General features: G+C 68.6%; 14 protein-coding genes. 4 read left to right on the top strand and 10 right to left on the bottom strand.

Annotated elements, in window-relative coordinates:
- Window positions 1–36: 36 nt before the first annotated feature.
- Window positions 37–1998 carry a sigma-70 family RNA polymerase sigma factor gene (locus AKG07_RS15940; protein WP_053098789.1) on the bottom strand — a complete coding sequence of 654 codons (1962 nt, stop codon included), beginning with the start codon at window positions 1996–1998 and terminating at the stop codon, window positions 37–39.
- Window positions 1999–2152: 154 nt separating this feature from the next.
- Between AKG07_RS15940 and AKG07_RS15935 the strand changes: the two genes are divergently transcribed.
- Window positions 2153–3739: a PucR family transcriptional regulator gene (locus AKG07_RS15935; RefSeq protein ID WP_053098788.1), complete on the top strand. Its 1587-nt coding sequence runs from the start codon at window positions 2153–2155 to the stop codon at window positions 3737–3739.
- Between the two features lie 4 nt (window positions 3740–3743).
- Here AKG07_RS15935 and AKG07_RS15930 read toward each other — a convergent pair whose 3' ends face one another.
- The 5 genes from AKG07_RS15930 to AKG07_RS15910 all read right to left on the bottom strand — a co-directional run bounded on the left by AKG07_RS15930 (window position 3744) and on the right by AKG07_RS15910 (window position 11631).
- Window positions 3744–5642, bottom strand: a complete 1899-nt coding sequence (locus AKG07_RS15930) for a sigma-70 family RNA polymerase sigma factor (protein WP_053098787.1) — start codon at window positions 5640–5642, stop codon at window positions 3744–3746.
- 259 nt (window positions 5643–5901) lie between these two features.
- Window positions 5902–6495, bottom strand: a complete 594-nt coding sequence (locus tag AKG07_RS15925; RefSeq protein ID WP_053098786.1) for a hypothetical protein — start codon at window positions 6493–6495, stop codon at window positions 5902–5904.
- Window positions 6492–7454, bottom strand: a complete 963-nt coding sequence (locus AKG07_RS15920) for a class C sortase (protein WP_053098785.1) — start codon at window positions 7452–7454, stop codon at window positions 6492–6494. The genes AKG07_RS15925 and AKG07_RS15920 overlap by 4 nt, the downstream gene beginning before the upstream one ends.
- A 102-nt stretch (window positions 7455–7556) precedes the next feature.
- Window positions 7557–9038, bottom strand: a complete 1482-nt coding sequence (locus tag AKG07_RS15915; protein ID WP_053098784.1) for a SpaH/EbpB family LPXTG-anchored major pilin — start codon at window positions 9036–9038, stop codon at window positions 7557–7559.
- Window positions 9039–9105: 67 nt separating this feature from the next.
- On the bottom strand, window positions 9106–11631 hold the full coding sequence (locus AKG07_RS15910; RefSeq protein ID WP_150115152.1) for a prealbumin-like fold domain-containing protein: 2526 nt from the start codon (window positions 11629–11631) through the stop codon (window positions 9106–9108).
- 211 nt (window positions 11632–11842) lie between these two features.
- Here AKG07_RS15910 and AKG07_RS15905 point away from each other — a divergent pair, with 211 nt between their 5' ends.
- Window positions 11843–12490, top strand: coding sequence for a LysE family translocator (locus AKG07_RS15905; protein ID WP_053098782.1), 648 nt, complete (start codon window positions 11843–11845; stop codon window positions 12488–12490).
- A 9-nt stretch (window positions 12491–12499) separates the two neighbouring features.
- On the opposite strand, the gene AKG07_RS15900 is transcribed toward AKG07_RS15905, so the two are convergent.
- The 4 genes from AKG07_RS15900 to AKG07_RS15885 all read right to left on the bottom strand — a co-directional run bounded on the left by AKG07_RS15900 (window position 12500) and on the right by AKG07_RS15885 (window position 16228).
- Window positions 12500–13297 carry a DUF1206 domain-containing protein gene (locus tag AKG07_RS15900; protein ID WP_053098781.1) on the bottom strand — a complete coding sequence of 266 codons (798 nt, stop codon included), beginning with the start codon at window positions 13295–13297 and terminating at the stop codon, window positions 12500–12502.
- Between the two features lie 67 nt (window positions 13298–13364).
- Complete coding sequence (locus AKG07_RS15895) at window positions 13365–13997, bottom strand: GyrI-like domain-containing protein (protein WP_053098780.1); 633 nt, start codon at window positions 13995–13997, stop codon at window positions 13365–13367.
- A 108-nt stretch (window positions 13998–14105) separates the two neighbouring features.
- Window positions 14106–14969, bottom strand: coding sequence for an AraC family transcriptional regulator (locus tag AKG07_RS15890; protein ID WP_053098779.1), 864 nt, complete (start codon window positions 14967–14969; stop codon window positions 14106–14108).
- Between the two features lie 89 nt (window positions 14970–15058).
- Window positions 15059–16228, bottom strand: coding sequence for an ROK family transcriptional regulator (locus tag AKG07_RS15885; protein ID WP_053098778.1), 1170 nt, complete (start codon window positions 16226–16228; stop codon window positions 15059–15061).
- 86 nt (window positions 16229–16314) lie between these two features.
- Between AKG07_RS15885 and xylA the strand changes: the two genes are divergently transcribed.
- Window positions 16315–17502, top strand: coding sequence for a xylose isomerase (xylA, locus tag AKG07_RS15880; protein WP_053098777.1), 1188 nt, complete (start codon window positions 16315–16317; stop codon window positions 17500–17502).
- A 5-nt stretch (window positions 17503–17507) separates the two neighbouring features.
- On the top strand, window positions 17508–18794 hold the full coding sequence (gene xylB, locus AKG07_RS15875; RefSeq protein WP_053098776.1) for a xylulokinase: 1287 nt from the start codon (window positions 17508–17510) through the stop codon (window positions 18792–18794).
- The last annotated feature ends 95 nt before the right edge of the window (window positions 18795–18889 follow it).

The following is an 18889-nucleotide window of genomic DNA, read 5'->3' as shown; positions in this document are numbered from 1 at the left end:
CGCACCCCGCGGGGCCCTGCGCACACGGGGCGACGGTCAGGGAACGACGAGGATGTAGTCCGTGTCCGAGATGCCGAGGACCCCCGTCGCCGGGTCGACGTAGCGCAGGGTGATCCGATGGAGCCCGGGCCGGATGTCGATGAACGACACGATGGTCGAGGAGTCGTCGAGCAGCGCGAGCGACGCCGTCTCCCCGTCCAGGGACACGGATGCCGTCGAGCCGGCGACGCCGCGGACGTCGAGCGAGAGGTCATCCCGTCGCCCGTCGCCGTCGGAGTCGACGCGGGAGATCGCACCGTCCGAGTCTTCGGCGAGCCCCGGGACCGGGAAGTAGAGGCGCCCCGTCGGATCACTCACCGTCCGCACGCCGGTGGTCCGGGATGTGTGGCGCATCGAGATCGACATGCCCTGGTGAAGCGTGTCGACATCAGGGCGCACCGAGAAATCTCCGTCAGGACCGACGAGGGTGGAGGCGATCACGAGGCCGGTCTCGTCGATGATCTGCACCGCTGCTCCCGGAGTTCCCGTGCCGGTGATGGTCGGGGGAACAGTCGTGCCCGGCAGGATGCTCCAGTCCATCGTCACCGGCTCGACGACGGGAGGGTCGACGACCGGCGGGTCGACGACCGGAGGGTCGATCACCGGAGGGTCGACGACAGGAGGGTCGACCACCGGCGGGTCGACCGCCGGCGGCTCGACGACAGGAGGCTCGACCACCGGCGGGTCGACCACCGGAGGATCGACGACAGGAGGGTCGACGACCGGCGCCTTCACGACGGGAGGCGCGATGGCCGAGGGGCCGCCGGCGGGAGGCGCGACCACGGACGGGTCGACCACCGGGGGAACCACGATGATCGGGTCGATGACGACCTCGGGGCCGGCGTGCTCCTCGGGAACGGTCACGGGCGTCTGCGGGTCGACACCCGTCTCGGCCTCCTCCGCCGGCGCGATCGGGCTCGGGACCGCCGTCGATTCGGGCGACATGATCGGCGCCGGAGATGCGACGACGAGCGCGGACGACGGTGTCGACGACTCCTCGGCGTTCGGCGCGCCCACGGGCGCCAGCTGTGCGGCCACCGCTGCGACCGCGACGACGGCCCCGACTGCCGCGACGGATCCGCCGACGACCAGCCATCGAGCGGTACCCCTGGGCATCCAGGCCGGCGCAGACGCAGCCGTCGCAGGCGCAGGAGAGCCGGCCGAATAGGCTAACGCCGCCGGTCCGCCGATGATCACGGGAAGCAGCACGGCGCGCAGCTTCGATGACGCCTGCTCGATCTCGGCGCTCGCCATCGTGCACCGCTGGCAGCGCTCCAGGTGCGCGTCGAATCGCGTTCGGTCGGCACGCGCCACATGGCGCCTGCGCCCCTGCGCCACGATGCGCTCGCAGACCCACCGGCATTCCGGGTCACGTCCCGGTTCCTTGATGTGGGCCTGCAGCCAGGCGAGCTTGAAGCCCTCGCGCGCCCGGGCCGCCAGCACCGAGACGGCGTTGGGAGTCATGCCCATGAGCGGCGCGATCTCACGCGGCTTCATGCCCTCGACTTCGAGGTACCAGAGCAGTGTGCGCCACCGTTCGGGGAGGTCCTTGAACGCCACCGTCAGCAGCGCCTTGTCAGAGAGCAGGTCGAGCGAATCCTCCGTGTGCTCGGTCGGAAGCTCCTCGATGTATTCGAGCGCGACGACGTCCTTCTGCTTTCCTCCCCATGTGGCGGCCGCGCTGCGCACGGCCGCGAAGATGTAGGGACGGAACGCATCCGTCGGACCTCCGCCATTGCGGATCGCGCTGAAGGTCTTGGCGAACGCCTCACTGACGAGATCCTCGGGGTCGATCGAGCTCGTGATCGAACGCGCCGCGCGGAGGGCTGCCGGCGAGTGACGATCCCACAGCACGCCGAACGCACTGCTGTTCCCCGCTCGGGTCGCGAGGACGAGCTCGTCGTCACTCGTCTCGGGATCGATCCGCGTGCGCCGCTCGCGCACTGTCGACGAGCTCATGGCGCGACCCGTTCGGCGCGAATCGAGGCAGGAGCAACGGACGGGTCGTTCACAGGGATCCCTTTCGACTTCTTACTGTCAGTCTCGCGACATCGCGATCTGACCGGTATGTAGATTCATACGAGAGTTCTCGACACCGAATAGAGAAGATTCCATGGCCTTCGATGACATCCGCGCCGAAGCTCCCACGTTGCGCGACGCGCTCCGTCTGAGCGACGGGAGGCTCTTCTCCCCCCGTCGAAGCACGCGGCTCGATGCCAGGACGTACGTGGGCGCGGAGTTCTACGATCCGTCGGCATCCGCATCCGACTACACCGATCGCATCGTCCTCGGGGCCGGTGTCGCGACGACGAGCGTTCCGGCCCTCGTCGCCGAGCTGGCCGATGTCGGGGCGGCCGCGCTGGTGGTGCGCGCTCCCGATGACGGCGATGGCCTGGAGCGCATTGCCCTCGATCTGCACGTCGCCCTGCCTGTCCTCCACCACAGTGACGGGGACTGGGCACAGCTGGCGAACGTCCTGCGGTCGCTGCTGAGCGGTCACTCGATCGGCCGGGTCTCGGGTGTGCGACTGGGAGACCTCTTCGGCCTCGCCAACGCCATCGCCACCCTCGCGGACGCTGCCGTCAGCATCGTCGACTCGACCGGTCAGATCGTCGGCTACTCCACGCACAGCGAGCAGCCGATCGACGACGTCCGTCGACGCACCACTCTGCTGCTGCAGGAGGACATCTCGATCGCATCCGACTCGCGCTACCGGTCGCTGCTCCGCGCCAGCGAGGCACGGCACTTCCCCTCGAGCACCGACGAGTTCGGACGCGTCGGGATCGCCGTGCGAGCGTCCGGCGAGCTGCTCGGCTCTCTCTGGGTGATCCAGATCGATCCATCGCCGGCCGCCCGGACCCGGTCCCTGCTGGAGGAGATGGAACCGATCGTGGCCCAGCATCTGCTTCGTGCTCGAGCGGAGGCGGGCGACCGGGACCGTCGGACATCCGACCTGCTCCGCACGCTTCTCGAAGATCGACGGCATGCCCGCGGCGCGGCGTCGCAGCTCCTCATCCGTCCCGAAGCCGGATGCACGGTCGTGTGCTTCCGGATCACCACGTTCGACGAGGTGGAGGCGATGCGCGGTCTGCAGCGAGTACTCCATCTGGCGATGAGCGTGTCCGGCGCCGCTTTCCCCGGCTCCCACAGCGCGGTCGTCGGCTCGGAGGTCGTGACGCTCATCCCGGGCCCGAACGCGGCTGCGGTCGAGACCTTCACCCAGGCGGTGATCCGGATCGACGACGCGTTGATCGCCGGCATCGGCACGCGCGCGTACGACATCAACGGCATCGGCCGTTCCTATCGTGAGGCCGGGGCCACGGCCGGCGTGCTCGTGAGTTCGTCGCTCCGCGACGACCATGAGCTCCGCATCGCGACCTTCGACGAGATGCGCGATCGCCTGGCGATCCTCCAGGTCGCCGACCTGATCGACGGCCTGGATGCCACGGTCGGCGACGCCGCGAGCATCCTCGCCGAGCATGATGCCGCGCAGGGCACCCGTCTGACGCACACCATGCGGGTCTTCCTCGACCAGCTCGGCAGTGTGCGTGAGACCGCCAGCGCACTGCACGTTCACCAGAACACCGTCCGGTATCGGCTCGATGTCGTGCGCAACGAGCTCGGGATCGACATCGATTCGCCGGCCACGCGACTCTGGCTCTGGCTCCGGCTGTCGGCGACCGCGCGCACCGCAGTGTGAGGACTCATTCGATCGCCGCCGGCAGCAGCACGGTCACTCCGGCACGACCCGTGGACGGCTCGATGTACCGGGCGGCGACGAACGGCTCACCGACACCGGATCGGACGACGATCCCGTCGATGTCGTCGGTCGCGAGCCGCACAGTGCGCGATCGCCCCTGTTCATCGAGCAGCTCGACCCATGCATCCGGTGCGGCGCTCAGATGCAGACAGCTGACAGCGCCGAGGGACGCCTCAGGACAGGCATCCTGGTCCGCGGCCGCGATCGTGGGCGTCGCGAAGGTGAGCGGCCCCATCGCCTCCGCCCACTCGGTGACTCCGGTCGCCGCGTCGTACTGCCTCGCGCTGAGCGTCATGCCCTGACGCAGGGCTTCGCCCGAGACGTCGAGCACGAATGCGCCGTCTTCGTCGATCACCCCGGTGTCGAGCATGACGCCGCTCTCGTCGGTCACCGTGACGACCGCGCCTGCAGCGCCGACCCCCTCGATCAGATCCGGCACGAGAGAGTCCTGGGCGATCGACCGGGTGATGCGGAACTCCGCCAGGTCGATGGGCGGCGGTATCTCCGACGGAGCGTCGGTCGGGGTCGGAGTCGGGGTCGGAACCGCTGTCGACGGGGCCGGGGCGATACTGAGCGGGGTCAGTGGGGGCTGCCTCTCGCCGGGTCCTGGAGTCTCCGGTTCACGGCTCGCGTCCGAATCGGGCTCCAGTCCCGCATCGACCTCGGGCTCCGGCGACGGCAGGGGCTGCGGTTCGGGCATCGGCTCCGATGCGGGCGGCTGAGTCGGGAAGCGCGGCAGATCTTCGAGAACCGGGCCCGCCTCACCGGAGACCGACGCCTCGGAGATCGACCGGGTGAGTTCCGAATCGTCCGATTCCTCGGCCGACAGACTCAGGACGCTGCCCGCCAGGATGACGGCGCCGACCACGACGACGGCGGTCGCCGCCAAGGCGGCCAAGCCACCGGCCGGTACCACCGCCGCTGCTCCGTGCGCGGCGACAGGCGCCCCCGCGCCGATCGAGGAGGTTGCTGCATCGGCCCAGCCAGACGACCCGGTGGACCCCACCACGGAGCTCCCGCCCATGACCTGCGCCTCCGCGGAGGCATCACCGGTGTAGATCGCCGCCGCCACGCCTCCCAACAGCGCGGCAGGCAGGATCGCCCGCAGCCGCTGCGAGACGGTATCGATCTCCGCGGCGACGATCCGGCATCCGCCGCACACGCTCATGTGCTCTCTGAAACGGTCGGCGTCGCCGACCGCGACCGGACGACCGCGACGGTCGACCACGCGCTCGCAGAACCACCTGCAGTCCTCAGACCGCGAGGGATCGTGGATGTGCGCCTCGAGCCAGGCGCGTTTGAAGCTGTCGCGTGCGCGCGCCGCCAGAGCGGAGACCGCATTGGCCGTCATCCCCATCAGGGGCGCGAGCTCTCGCGGCTTCATGCCCTCGACCTCGAGATACCAGAGCAGCGTGCGATGCCGAGCCGACAGCGTGCCGAACACAGCCGCGATGCTGGAGCGCTCGGCGATGCGCTCGAAGGCATCGCCGCCCTCCGACGACAGATCGCCCTCCGAGATCAGGTCGATCGACAGGTCGGTCCCGTTGCGGGACCAGCGCGCGGCCGTGTTGCGCAGCGTGGCGAGGAGATACGGCCGGAACGCGTCGCTCGGCCCGCCGCCCGCCTTGGTCACCCGGAGTATCGACGCGAACGCCTCGCTCACGAGATCGTCGGGATCCGCCGAGGGCGAGATCGCTCGCGCGGCTCGGCGCGCGGATTCGACATGCCGGCGCCACAGGAGGGCGAAGTCGCCGATGTCGCCACCCCGCACCGCCTCGATGATCTCGGCATCGGACGGCTCACCCGAGATGTCGTCGTCGTCGAGATACGTACCGAGGATCATGCTGCTCCGGATGCTGTCGAGTCCGGCATCGCGAGCGCAGCGCCGGAGACGGTTGAGGGACGAGGCAGTGGGGATGCCTCGTCCCTCCGACTCTCGTAAGGGTCGAATCCGCTCTGAGAAGGTTCGGCCGGGGAGTGGTCGACCTCTGCTGTGCGGGCGTCGGCCGGGAACCCGACGCGAGGCCGATGGCCATACCTACAAGACCGGTATGACCGGAAATCGTGACGGTCAGCACCCGAGATTCTCGCTGTGCAGGACATCAGCTGCCGCTCGCCGCCGGGTCCACGGGCGCGAGCGACAGGAAGCGCATCTTGTTCTCGCCGTAGAAGCACGTCTGGACCATGAACTCCCCCGTCATACCGGTGAGTTCTTCGACGTTCGACCACTTGGGCGTGTGCCGCTCCTCGACCACCTCGTAGATCACGTCGGAGCCCTCGACGGTGACCCGCTGACCGAGCTCCCAGCCGAGGATCACGTCTCCCCCGCAGTTGTTGTGTGCGGCGAACAGCGGCAGCACGTCGTCGATGCGGTAGCTGACCATCTCGGTGAACGTGCCGTCGCATCGGTCGAGCTCGACCATCCCGCCCTCGACCCCGAGCCTGATGACGGGAAGCTCGTCGGGCGCGAAGACCTCATGGAACGTCTTCAGCACCGAGACTTTGACGTCACCGGTCACTTTGTCGACCGCATCGGGGGCGAGCACGGATGCGGAGAGGAAGGATGCTCCCAGTCCGACGAGCAGGATGCTGGTCGACAGCAGACCGATACGTCGCCGCGGGCGGCGGCGTGTCACGGGCTCGCCGGGTTCGTCGCCGTTCGCGGCGGTGCGGTCCACTGCGACGTCGACCGTCATGAGTCGGAGCCAGCGGACACGTGCGTCGCTCGTCGGCCGCTGCGGTTCTTCCGGGCACGGCGAGGCTTGACGACGATGAACGTGAGTGCCGGCACCCCGACGACGAGCAGCGCCCACCACGGGAAGCCGGCGGGGTCGGTGGTGTCCGCGATGGTCGTCACGGCGGAGTCCTCGGTCGGAGCATCGATGCGCTCTGCGCGCACGAGCAGGCGGTGCGTGTTGACGCCGGTGGGCGTGCACGTGACGAGCGTGAGGTAGTCCTTGCCGGCGACCTGACGCAGGTCTTCCGCGTCGTCGGGAAGCACGGTCTTGGTCTGATCGACCTCGTAGTAGAGGTCTTCGCCCAGTGCGCTGACGATGATGACGTCGCCCTCGACGAGTTCATCGATGTCATCGAAGAGGGTGGCCTGCACGAAGCCGTTGTGGCCGGTGAGCACCGAATGCGTCCCCGGTCCACCGACAGGAAGCGATGAGCCGTAGAGGTGCCCGATACCGCGAGACAGTGCGTCTTCATCGGTGCCGTGGAAGACCGGCAGATCGACGTGGATGCTCGGAATGCGAATCCGCGCCATCGTGTCGGTTCCCTCGGTGGTCAGAGTGTCGAAGTACGCCGAGGCCCCCTCGCCGATCGCCGTCTGCTGTCCGTCTGCTCCGAGGGCATACGGGTCGCGCAGCGGCCCGGTCGGAAGATTCTCGTTGTACTCCTCAGCGGCGGCGAGCATCTCGTCGACCGCCTCATCGGGGATCTGCTCGACGGACTGGATGTACCCGTCGACGTCGGTGTCGTGAGACCAGGCCGAGAACCAGGAGGCCGCGGTCGGGTAGACGAGGACCACGATGCCGATGGTCGCGATGAGCATGACGATCGACTGGCTCCATCCCCACCGCGCCTTCTGGGCGGTGGCACCCGTAGCGGGTCGCGCTGGGGCGTCCGGTTCGGACGCGTCGATGAGGGTCATGCTGCGCTTTCTGATCGGAGCTGGAGAAGAAGTAGGTGGAAACGAATGGGCCGTGCGGGGGAAGGGATCTCTTCACCTCCCCCGCACGGCCGGTCTTTCGGGTTACGCCTGTGCTGCGGCCTTGCGACGGCTGCGGATGGCGAGCAGGACCGCTCCACCGAGCAGCATGACGCCGCCGGCGAGGAACAGGGTCGTGCCGGTGCCACCGGTCAGCGGCAGGGTGAAGCCGGCGTTCGAGGGAACGTTGACGACCTCGAGGTCGACGCCCACAGCCGAGGTGGCGGCGGTGACGGTGAACTCGATCGGAGCTGCGAGCAGCTCGAATCCGTCGGGTGCGACGATCTCAGCGAGCCAGTACGACTGGTAGCCGTCTTCGCCCACGGCGACGGTGGCGTTGTCAGCCCAGTCGGAGTAGCGCAGACCCGAGATGGTCACGGTGCCGTCAGCGGCGACCGCGAACTCGGTCGAACCGGCGAGCGCGATGGCGTTGGTGCCGTCGATCGCGTCCTGCTGGGTCGGGTACACCGAGAACACTGCACCGGTGAGCGGTGCGCCGGCCTTGTCGGTCTTCTCGACCGTGATGTCGCCCCACTTGGTGATGACCTCGGGGGTGACGGTGGGTCCGCCGGGCTCGCCCGGTGCGACCGTGTACGAACCGGCGTTCGGGTAGAGCACTGCCGTGTTGGCGATCTCGCCGACCGTGTTGACCTCGGCGGTGATGACGACCTGAACCTCGGTGGCCGGGTGAGCCGCGAGAACTGCGCGACCCGCGGCGGTGAACTCGACCGTCACCGCGTTGGTGGCGGCGTCGTGGACGACCGTGTAGTCACCCGCAGCGAGCGGGGTTCCGTCGACGAGCGTCACAGCGGCGCTCACGTAGTCGAGCTTGGCGTCCAGCGTGTCGACGATCTTGTAGCCGTCGATGACTGCGACGTTGGGGATGCCTGCCGTGATCGTGAAGTCGATCTCGTCGCCGAGCTTGATGTCGGCCGAGTCCTCGACGGTCTTGGTCGCCTCGGTGAGGGCGTTCTTCGGGTACACGTGCACGTCGTACAGCCACGTGCTGTCATCGGCCGGGTCCGTCAGCGGGACCGTCACGAGGAACGGGGCCACGCCGGTGGAGCCAGCGAGCGGAGCGGTCTCCACCACGAAGTAGAGGCCGAGGTCGAGGTTCGCCAGGGCGATCTCACCGTTCGCGTCGGTCAGGGTCTGACCGCCGATCGCGCTGGCCGTGTATCCGGCAGCCGTGATGTCAGCGACGCTGTCGGGGTTCAGGTCGGCGAGATCGTTCGCGTCGACCCAGCCCTGGTTGCTCGTCAGGTCGATCGTGTCGACCTTGTAGACCGTGAAGCCCACGCCCGGCAGCGGTGCCAGTGCGACGTTCTGCTCGGTGCCGTCGTTCGGCAGGCCGGTGGGCGTCTCGGGTGCCTCGAACTTGTGGATCGTCAGCGAACCGACGGCGTCCGGGTCGACGAGGTTGGGCGTCGCGGCGCTTGCAGGCGCTGCGAGGGTCAGCGCGGCGACGCCTGCGACGAGCAGACCTGCCGCGACGCGGGATCCGCGTCCGTTGTTGGGAGTGTTCACTGTGTCTCTCTCTAGGTGGCCAGGTCGCCCTGGTGGGTTACAGATGGTGGATTGTGAGAAGTGCAGATCAGATCTGCGGGTCTGTGGTGTCGGCACGTGTGTTGCGTCGGCGGACCCAGAGGGCCAGCCCGCCCGCGCCGAGCACGGTCAGGGAACCGGCGAGGATGTAGGGCAGTGCGCCCGTCCCTCCGGTGGTCGGAAGGGTCAGCGCCGGCACGTCGCGCACCGTGATGATCTGACCGGTGGAGGTCACCGCCTGATCGCCGCCTGCGGTGATGCTCACCGTGCGGTCCGGGTTGATGACGAACTTCACGGGAGCGGCGAGCAGGCTGAACCCGTCGGGTGCCGTCAGCTCGCTCAACCAGTACGTACCGGCCGGGATGCTGTCGATCTGGAACAGACCGGTCTCGACCCCGTTGATGGTGAAGGGAAGCGCCGTGCCCGGCTGCCCGTTCGCGTCTGCGAGCACCGCGAACGAGGAGCCGTCCATGCGCACCCAGGTGTTCGCTGCCGCTTCGCCGACCTTCTCGATCTTCAGCGGGATGCGGAACGGCTCGACGGGGGTCTCGGTGCTGTCGTTGTTCGAGCGCACCGGACCGCCCTTGGGGTCGGTTCCCGTGGAGTAGGCCGTGTTGATGACCTTCTTCGCGTCGACGTCTGCCTGGCCTATGACGTACGGCGCATTCGCGGCGCACGTCGAGATCTGGGTCGGCGCGATCGTCGTGGGCGTGCAGGTGACGGTGATGTTGCGCTGCGTCAGGCGGTCATCGACCACGGTGGTGTTCGCGACCGTGATGTTTCCGGTGTTGGTGACGGTGAACGCGTACATGATGTGGTCGCCGAGCCCGGTCACGCCGTCCTGATCGATGTCCACGACCGAGGCGGTCTTGTCGAGCACGAGAGCGGGCGTCCAGGTGGCGGGGATGATCTCGTCGTCGGTGTCCGTGACGTTCGGTCCGACCGCCGGCGTTCCGGTGGCCCGTGCGACGTTCGTCAGCGGAGCGCTGTCGAGGTCCGCCTGCTGCACCACGTAGGTGGCCGTGCAGGTCATCTTGGCGCCACTGGCGAGTGTGGATCCCTGAATCGGTGTGCAGGACAGCGTCGTCATGTCGCCCGCACCCGAGAACGTGTCCTCGGTGATCCGCACGTTCGTGAGGTTCGTGTTGAGCGTCGTGTTCGTCGCGGCCTTGGGAGTCGTGTTGGTCGCCACGAAGCTGTAGGTGATGACGTCGCCGACCTTCGAGTACACCTTGTCGGGATCGGTGTCGCTCGTCACGGCGACGCCGTTCACGGCGGTGATGCTCTTGACGATGTCGATCGACGGCTGGATGACCTCGAGCGACGCGTTGGCCGGCGGGTTCAGGTTCGTCGTGATGTTGGCGGGACCGTTGATGTAGGTGCCGTTCACCGTCGAAGTGACATCGACCGTGATGGTGCACGATGCCTGCCCGAGGGCGAGGTCGCCGCCGGTGACCGACACCGAGGTTCCGCCGGCCGGCGCCGTGACCACATAAGCCGCACCGGTGCGCTGCGTGCAGGTGCCGCCGACGTTCGGGGCCGCCGCGATCTTGAGGTTCGTCGGCAGCGCGTCGGTGATGGTCCAATCGCTCTTGGCCATCAGGTCGGTCGTGTTCGTGACGGTCAGCGTCATCTTCGACGTCGAGCCGTTGGTGATCACGGTCGGGCTGAACGCCTTGTCGAGCTGTGGGGTCACATCGACGATCTGCGGCAGATCGAAGGCGACGTCGTTGCCCGCGCCGGTGGCCGTCGCGTTGTAGAGCATCAGACCGAGGTTCGCCGTGGTTCCGACGGGCACCTGGTAGGCGGCCGACTGCAGCTTCGCTATCTGCGTCTCCCACACCGTGTTGTTCGTGCACGGGTTCAGTCCTGTGCTCAGGGTGATCGGGGTGCCGTTCACGAGGAGGCTGAAGGTCTCCTTGGGCTGGTTCGCTCCGCCGGCTGCGGGACAGTTGACCGCAGCGAAGTATGCGGAGACCGCGTAGTAGTGACCGCCGATGGCCGGGATGGTGTTGACCGTACGGAACTGCGTGCCCGCGGCGATCGCTCCGTTCGTCGCATTCGTGTACGACGTCAGCACCTGATTGGTCGCGGCCTGCGTCGTCGTCTGGCCCTGCGCGACTCCGAGCGCACGAGCCATCTGCTGCAGCGTCGTCCACGTCGTGCTGACGTTGTTCAGGCAGCCCAGGTCAGTGACGGGCGCCGTCGGAGTCGCACCGCTCATGATCCAGCCGTTGCACTGGTTGCCGGCCGGGGTGTACTGCGTCGAAGCCGTGTACGTCGAGTTCGCGGCTGCCGCACCGCCGACGTAGGTGGTGATCGACCGTGCGGCGAGTGCTGCGCTCTGGTTCGAGAAGTCCTCGGTGTACACCGGAGTACCCGGCTGAGGGGTTCCCGGTGTGCCGGGCACCGTCGCCGCGGCTGTGATTCCACTGTTGGGGGCGAGCGTCGCTCCGGCGACGAGCACGCCGGCGATGGCGAGCACGCCGAGCAGCCGCGTGATCGCCCGTCGGCGAGGCGCGACTGCGGAGCGTAATGGCCGCTCCGTCGTGCGGTGGTGCGAGCGAATGCTCATGAATGTCCCAATCCCGGCATGCCCTCGACCCGCCGGATACGGCGGAGCGCGAGAGGCGGATGCCTGTCCCCGAAAGTCGTGTGTGTCCCCAGTGCGAGACAGGAAGCAGAAGCCGCCCGTCACATACCCAGACCCCGGCGCGGACTTTTTATGACGGGCGCGGGAGAAAACTTTTCGGGGGGGCCTCTTCGGGCTGCCCTAAGCTCGCACCATGTTCAGCGCCGAGACCCTCGCGACCTTCGTCGTGGCCGCGTTCGTCATGGTCGTGATCCCCGGACCGACAGTGCTGTTCACGATCGGCCGGGCGATGGCCCTGGGGAGACTGGGCGGGTTCCTCAGCATCCTGGGCACGGCGCTCGGCTCGGTCCTGCTCGTCGTCGCCGTCGCCTTGGGCGTCGGCACCGTCGTCGCGCAGTCGATCGTGCTGTTCACGATCGTGAAGGTGCTGGGCGCCGGCTACCTCGTGTTCCTCGGCGTCCAGGCCATCCGGCATCGAAAAGATGCCGCGGCCACGGTGACAGGACCTGTGGCGCGGCGATCAGGCGTGCGTCTGCTCGGTGAGGGGTTCGTCGTCGGGGTCACCAACCCCAAGTCGATCGCCTTCTTCCTGGCGATCCTTCCTCAGTTCGTCGACCTGCACGCAGGGTCGGTGCCGATGCAGCTCTTCGTGCTCGGCACGATCGTCGTCGCGATCGGAGTGGCCTGCGATGCGATCTGGGTGCTGCTGGCGAGCGCCGCGCGCGAATGGTTCGGACGCTCTCCGCGACGCATCGAGGCGATGGGCGCCACCGGCGGCCTGCTCATGATCGGGCTCGGCGCGTTCCTCCTGCTGTGGAACGACAAGCCTGCGAACGCCTGAGGCCGAGACTCACATACGCGCGAAGCGGGCGCGGACCATCGAGAAGACGCCGTAGATCGCGAGTCCGACCCCGACGAGCCAGAGGATCGCTCGACCCAGGGGCAGGTCGACGAGGCTCCGCAGAGCCGCGTCGAGACCAGCGGCCTTCTGCGGATCCTGCGTCCACGCGGCCACCACGAAGAGCGCACCGGTGACCGCGATCGCGATTCCCTTGGCGATGTAACCGGCGACCCCGAGGGCGATGATCCCGGGCCGCGACGGGCCCGTCGGGACATCCATCGTCTTCTCGAAGCCCCGAGTGAATCCGATGACGATGAATCCGATGCCGACACCCGCGACGGTCAGACCGAGGAGGATGAGCGCCACAATGCCACCCGGCGCCGAGAGCACGACGGCGCTGAGCGCCCGAGAGGTGTCTTCGGATTCGACGTGCCCGCCGAAGGCGAAGATCAGGGCCAAGCCGGCGATCACGAGGTACGCGCCCGCGATGCCGATCAGCTTGATCCTCATCCCCCACTTCCTGGTCTCCTTGCCGCCGGTGAGGAGACCGCTGGCGACCTGCCAGACAGCGAGCGCGATCAGGGCCACCGCGATCACGCCGAGGACCAGCCCGCCGACGGGCGTCGAGCGGATCTGCTCCATCGCGCCGTCCTGATCGGCGTCTCCGCCGCCGCCGCTGGCAATCGACACGGCGATCGCCCCGATGATTATGTGCACGAGGCCGATCACCACGAATCCCGCCCGCGCCACGCGCCGGAAGGCATCGGATCGCTGCGCCGTGCGCGCGGCACCCTTCGCTGAGGTCATCCGAGCAGGATATCTGTCGGCGCGAAGACGTCGGAGGGGGTTGCGTCGGTGCCGAGAGCCGCCCTTGTCAGGTCGCTCTCCCGACGGGTTGGCGCAGGATCGTCCGGAGCTTCGCCGGTTCGACCCGTCGGACATCGCTGAGGTAGATCTCGTGGTGCAGGCCCGTCATCGACAGGCCGTTCTCGGGGATGAATCGATGGTGCAGCTCGTCGAGCACCGGGGCCTCGTCGTCGTAGGAGCCGACATGGAGCGTCTGCACGCTGAGCCCTTCGTCGAGGGTCTCGAGACGCACGGAGCGGAGGGCGGGTGCAGGCTGCTTCTTCTTCGCCAGCTTCGCCTCGACCGCGTCGACCGCGTGGTCGAACATCTCCGGGGTGACGTGGTCGGGCACCATGATCAGGAGAGTCCACCGCCACGCCGATTTGTCGCGGCGCGATGTGAACGACTCCATGTCGGGCGCGTGCCACTGCCCCTCGAGCGGCATCACGACCGTGTCGATCCCGAGCTGCTCCCTGCTCGCGAACTTGAGCGCGTAGGCGATCGGGAAGAGTGCGGACACTGCGTCCTGGTATGCCTGGGCGGTGTTGGGATCGCCCGCCCCGTCGACCATCAGATACTGCATCGAGGGAACATCGAGGATGCGGAACTCCCCGTGCTTCGCCTGATAGGCGTCGAGGGTCTTCTTCGGGTCGAGCGCCATCGCGGGTCCTCTCACGGCGGAATCGGCATCCGTCCGTCGGCACAGTGTCGCACGGGCGACGGACGTCAGGGTGGTCGGCGCGCATCCGCGCCGACCACCCTGACGCGCTCAGGCGGGCTCGACCGCGAGCCACAGCTCGCAGGACGCGTGCGTCCCGGTGAACTCGAGATACCGGACGATCGAGGGCGCGGGCCGCAGCCGCCACGGATTCGACGGGAACCACTCCGTCGCCGTCGCCGCCCACAGCGTCTGCAGGGTCTCCGGGAACGGCCCCGTGGCGGCGAAGACCGCCCAGGCGCCCGCCTCGACCCTCACGACATCGAGATCGTCGGGCACCGAGGTGGTCGGCCGCACGGAGACTCCGTGCAGGTAGGTGAGCTCGGTGCCCTCCGGCGCATCCTGAGCGATGTCCCCCGTGATGGCCAGGATCCCCTCGGGCTGCGCATCGCTCAGCGCCTTGAGGCGAGCATGCTCCTCCGGGGCGATCGAGGAGATGTGCGCCTGGATGTGCGGATTGGTGCCCTCGTGGATGAGCGGCACTCGTGCGGCATGGCCGACGAGGACGAGCTCGGGGGTGGTGGTGATGGTGACGTGCATCGGGGTGCTCCCTTCGACGCTCAGGCGGAACCGAAGCGTGGGTTGTGTGTGGAGAGGACCCCCGTCTCGGCGCGCATCGACCGGGCTGATCCCGTGCACGGCGCGGAACGCCCGGCCGAACGCCTCGATCGAGCCGTACCCGTGTCGCACGGCGACGTCGAGCACGTTCGGGGCGCCGGCGGCGAGTTCTGCGCCGGCCAGCGTCATCCGCCGACGGCGGACGTATTCCGACAGCGGCATCCCCGCCAGAGCCGAGAACATCCGGCGCAGGTGGTACTCCGTCGTGCCGTGCACGCGAGCGAACCCGGCGACGTCGATCTCGTCGCCGGTGCCTGCCTCGACGAGATCGACCAGTGCGTTGAGCGTTCCGATCATGAGGTCCTCCTTTCCCCACCATCGTGCGGCCCGAGGGCGATCTGCGACCCGACTTTCCGTGTCGGATCCGATCGATCGCCTCTCGGAGGTCAGCTCCGCTCGCCCGGATCGGCGAGCAGGTCGGCGAATGCCAGCTCGGCCGCGCCGATCAGCAGCCTGTCAGCGCCGAGAGCGGCCGGGCGGATCTCGAGCGCCTCAGCGCTCTCCGACATCGCGAGCGCCGTCACATCGTCGACGATCTGATCCGCCCGCAGATCGGCGAGGGTGGCGAGGAATCCGCCCAGCACCACGAGAGCAGGATTGAGCACGTTCACGGCATTGGCCAGCGCGCTCGCGAGCACATGCGCCTGACGCGTGATCTCGGCGGCCACCACCGGCGAGTCGGATTCGGAGAGCTCGGCGGCGAGCGTCTCATCGTCGGCGGAGTCGAGGCCGACCGCATCGAGAAGCAGCCGGCGGCTCACCTCAGCCTCGAGCACACCGTCGCGAGTGCGGCGGTCGGCGTCTGCCGAGATCCGGGGTCTGTTCTGACCGAACTCCCCCGCGTACCCACCCGCCCCGGCGACCGGCCTCCCGTGGATGATCAGTCCGCCTCCGATACCCGACGCACCTCCGTTCAGGTAGACCACGTCGTCGATCCCCCGGCCGGCGCCGTAGCGGTGCTCGGCGATGGCTCCGAGCGTGGCGTCGTTGTCGACGAAAGCCGCAGACGCCGTCGCCGAACGGACGAGATCGGCGAGCGGCACATCGGTCCAGCCGAGATGAGGCGCATTGCGCACGACACCGTCGGATGTTCGCACGAGGCCGGGGACCGCGACACCGATCGCCGCGATCCGTGCCGCGGCGAGCGCCCCTTCGCGCCAGGCGGCGATGCGATCGGCGATCGTCGACACCACCGCATCCGGCGTCGGAACGGTCTCGTTCGGCAGGCGCTCGCGCAGGACGATGCTGCGGTCGAGGCCGATCGCAGCGATCTCGATCGCGTCGACCTCAGGGTTCACCGCGATGGCGACGACGCGAGCCGACGCCGTCACGACCGGTGAGGGGCGTCCCACACGGCCGGGTACGTCGGGTATGCGCTCGTCGACGAGACCGCGTCTGACGAGCTCTGCGACGAGGTCGGCGATCGTCGAGCGGTTGAGCCCGGTCTGCTCGGTCAGCGCGGCTCTCGACTGCGCGCCGTTCTCGTGCACGAGCCGCAGGAGGAGGGCGAGGTTGTGCGGGCGGGTGCCCAGCGCGGGGCTCGGCTGCGTCGGCATCCCTTCACTGTAGGGGGTGGACGCACCTTCTGTCATGAGATATGTTGTGAATCACAACTTATTCGATGACCTGCACAGGAGCAGCCATGACCACCCCCACCCGTGACGACAAGTTCTCCTTCGGCCTGTGGACCGTCGGCTACAACGGCGCCGATCCGTTCGGCGGCCCCACGCGCCCGGCGCTCGACGTGGTGCACGCCGTCGAGAAGCTCGCCGAGCTCGGCGCGTACGGCCTGACCTTCCACGACGACGACCTGTTCGCCTTCGGCTCGACCGATGCCGAGCGCCAGACTCAGATCGACCGCCTGAAGGGTGCGCTCTCCGACACCGGCCTCGTCGTGCCGATGGTCACCACCAACCTCTTCAGCGCGCCGATCTTCAAGGACGGCGGTTTCACCTCGAACGACCGCGACGTGCGCCGCTACGCGCTCCGCAAGGTGTTCCGTCAGCTCGATCTCGGTGCCGAGCTCGGGGCCAGGACCTTCGTCATGTGGGGTGGCCGCGAGGGTGCCGAGTACGACTCCGCCAAGGACATCCGCCAGGCGCTCGAGCGCTACCGCGAGGCCGTCAACCTGCTCGGCGACTACGTCACCGACAAGGGCTACGACATCCGCTTCGCGATCGAGCCGAAGCCCAACGAGCCGCGCGGCGACATCCTGCTGCCGACGCTGGGCCACGCCATCGCCTTCATCGACTCGCTCGAGCGCCCTGAGCTCGTCGGCGTGAACCCCGAGGTCGGGCACGAGCAGATGGCAGGACTCAACTTCACCGCGGGCATCGCTCAGGCGCTGTTCCACGGCAAGCTCTTCCACATCGATCTCAACGGCCAGCGCGGCATCAAGTACGACCAGGACCTCGTCTTCGGACACGGCGACCTGCACAACGCCTTCTCGCTCGTCGATCTGCTCGAGAACGGCGGCCCCGGTGGAGTGCCCGCCTACGACGGCCCCCGTCACTTCGACTACAAGCCGAGCCGCACCGAAGACGAGAAGGGCGTGTGGGAGTCGGCCGCCGCGAACATGCGCACGTACCTGCTGCTCAAGGAGCGGGCGGCCGCATTCCGAGCCGACCCCGAGGTGCAGGAGGCGCTCGCCGCCGCCCGCGTCGACGAGCTCTCGACGCCGACCCTCAACCCCGGAGAGAGCTACGACGACTTCCTCGCCGATCGCTCGGCATACGAGGACTTCGACGCGAACTCGTACTTCGGCGGCAAGGGCTTCGGGTTCGTCCGGCTGCAGCAGCTCGCGACCGAGCACCTGCTCGGCGCTCGCTGATCGTCATGCCACTGGTTCTCGGGGTCGACTCGTCGACCCAGTCGTGCAAGGTCGTCGTCGTCGACACGTCGACCGGGGCGGTCGTCCGCTCCGGTCGCGCGTCGCACCCGGAGGGGACGTCGGTCGACCCCGAAGCCTGGTGGCAGGCGCTGAACGCCGCGATCGCGGAGGCGGGGTCGCTCGACGACATCGCCGCGTGGTCGATCGGCGGGCAGCAGCACGGCCTCGTCGCGCTCGACGAGTCGGGCGCGGTGATCCGCGACGCGCTGCTGTGGAACGACACACGTTCCGCCGGCGCGGCGGATGATCTGGTCGGCGAGTTCGGAGCGTCCGAACTCGCCGACCGCACCGGCCTCGTGCCCGTCGCCTCATTCACGATCACCAAGCTGCGCTGGCTGCGCGACCACGAACCGGAGAACGCGGCACGGGTCGCCGCCGTCGCTCTGCCGCACGACTGGCTGACGTGGCGTCTACGCGGGTTCGGACCCGACAACCCCGCGCTCGACGAGCTGGTGACCGATCGGTCCGACGCCTCCGGCACCGGATACTGGAACCCGTCGACGGGCGACTATGACCGCGAGCTGCTGGTGGCGGCGCTCGGCCATGACGCGATCCTCCCCCGGGTGCTCGCCCACGACGAGTGGGTGACGGATGCCGACGACCGGCGCGTCGGTGCGGGAGCGGGTGACAACGCGGCCGCCGCGCTCGGGCTCGGCGCCGTTCCAGGTGATGTGGTCGTGTCGATCGGCACCTCGGGCACGGTCTGCGCCATCAGCACCACTTCTCTGAGTGACCCGACCGGGACCGTCGCGGGCTTCGCCGATGCCTCGGGCAACTTCCTGCCTCTCGTCGCCACGCTCAACGCCGCGCGGGTGGTCGATGTGACCGCTGCGCTGCTCGGGGTCACGCACAGCGAGTTCAGCGACCTCGCGCTGCGGGCCGCCCCCGGCGCGGGCGGCCTCACTCTGCTCCCCTACTTCGAGGGCGAGCGCACCCCGAATCTGCCGGATGCCACGGCCTCCCTCTCGGGGATGACACTCGCCTCGACGACGAGGGAGAACCTCGCCCGCGCCGCCGTCGAGGGGATGCTCCGAGGACTCGGCGCCGGGCTCGATGCACTGCGCGATCTCGGCATCCCGCTCGAACGCGCCCTGCTGATCGGCGGCGGAGCGCAGTCGGAGGCCGTGCGTCGCATCGCGCCGGAGATCCTCGGCCTGCCGGTCGAGGTGCCCGAGCCCGGCGAGTACGTCGCGCTCGGCGCCGCCCGGCAGGCATCACAGCTCGTCGGCTGATCCCGCTGGAACGCACCCCGCCGGAACGCACCCCGTCGGGAGGAGATCTCCTTGTCGAGAGGACGAATTCGCCGCATCCGTCCTCCCGAAGCGCA

The organism is Microbacterium sp. CGR1, from assembly GCF_001266755.1.
Taxonomy (GTDB): Bacteria; Actinomycetota; Actinomycetes; order Actinomycetales; family Microbacteriaceae; genus Microbacterium.
Note: the sequence above shows the minus strand (reverse complement) of the source record. Positions and strands in the feature narration are given on the sequence as shown.

Bases quoted from the DNA above. Each gene is read 5' to 3' on its own strand.
- AKG07_RS15940 (WP_053098789.1), bottom strand. From the start codon at position 1,998: ATGAGCTCGTCGACAGTGCGCGAGCGGCGCACGCGGATCGATCCCGAG.
- AKG07_RS15935 (WP_053098788.1), top strand. From the start codon at position 2,153: ATGGCCTTCGATGACATCCGCGCCGAAGCTCCCACGTTGCGCGACGCG.
- AKG07_RS15930 (WP_053098787.1), bottom strand. From the start codon at position 5,642: ATGATCCTCGGTACGTATCTCGACGACGACGACATCTCGGGTGAGCCG.
- AKG07_RS15925 (WP_053098786.1), bottom strand. From the start codon at position 6,495: ATGACGGTCGACGTCGCAGTGGACCGCACCGCCGCGAACGGCGACGAA.
- AKG07_RS15920 (WP_053098785.1), bottom strand. From the start codon at position 7,454: ATGACCCTCATCGACGCGTCCGAACCGGACGCCCCAGCGCGACCCGCT.
- AKG07_RS15910 (WP_150115152.1), bottom strand. From the start codon at position 11,631: ATGAGCATTCGCTCGCACCACCGCACGACGGAGCGGCCATTACGCTCC.
- AKG07_RS15905 (WP_053098782.1), top strand. From the start codon at position 11,843: ATGTTCAGCGCCGAGACCCTCGCGACCTTCGTCGTGGCCGCGTTCGTC.
- AKG07_RS15900 (WP_053098781.1), bottom strand. From the start codon at position 13,297: ATGACCTCAGCGAAGGGTGCCGCGCGCACGGCGCAGCGATCCGATGCC.
- AKG07_RS15895 (WP_053098780.1), bottom strand. From the start codon at position 13,997: ATGGCGCTCGACCCGAAGAAGACCCTCGACGCCTATCAGGCGAAGCAC.
- AKG07_RS15890 (WP_053098779.1), bottom strand. From the start codon at position 14,969: ATGATCGGAACGCTCAACGCACTGGTCGATCTCGTCGAGGCAGGCACC.
- AKG07_RS15885 (WP_053098778.1), bottom strand. From the start codon at position 16,228: ATGCCGACGCAGCCGAGCCCCGCGCTGGGCACCCGCCCGCACAACCTC.
- xylA (WP_053098777.1), top strand. From the start codon at position 16,315: ATGACCACCCCCACCCGTGACGACAAGTTCTCCTTCGGCCTGTGGACC.
- xylB (WP_053098776.1), top strand. From the start codon at position 17,508: ATGCCACTGGTTCTCGGGGTCGACTCGTCGACCCAGTCGTGCAAGGTC.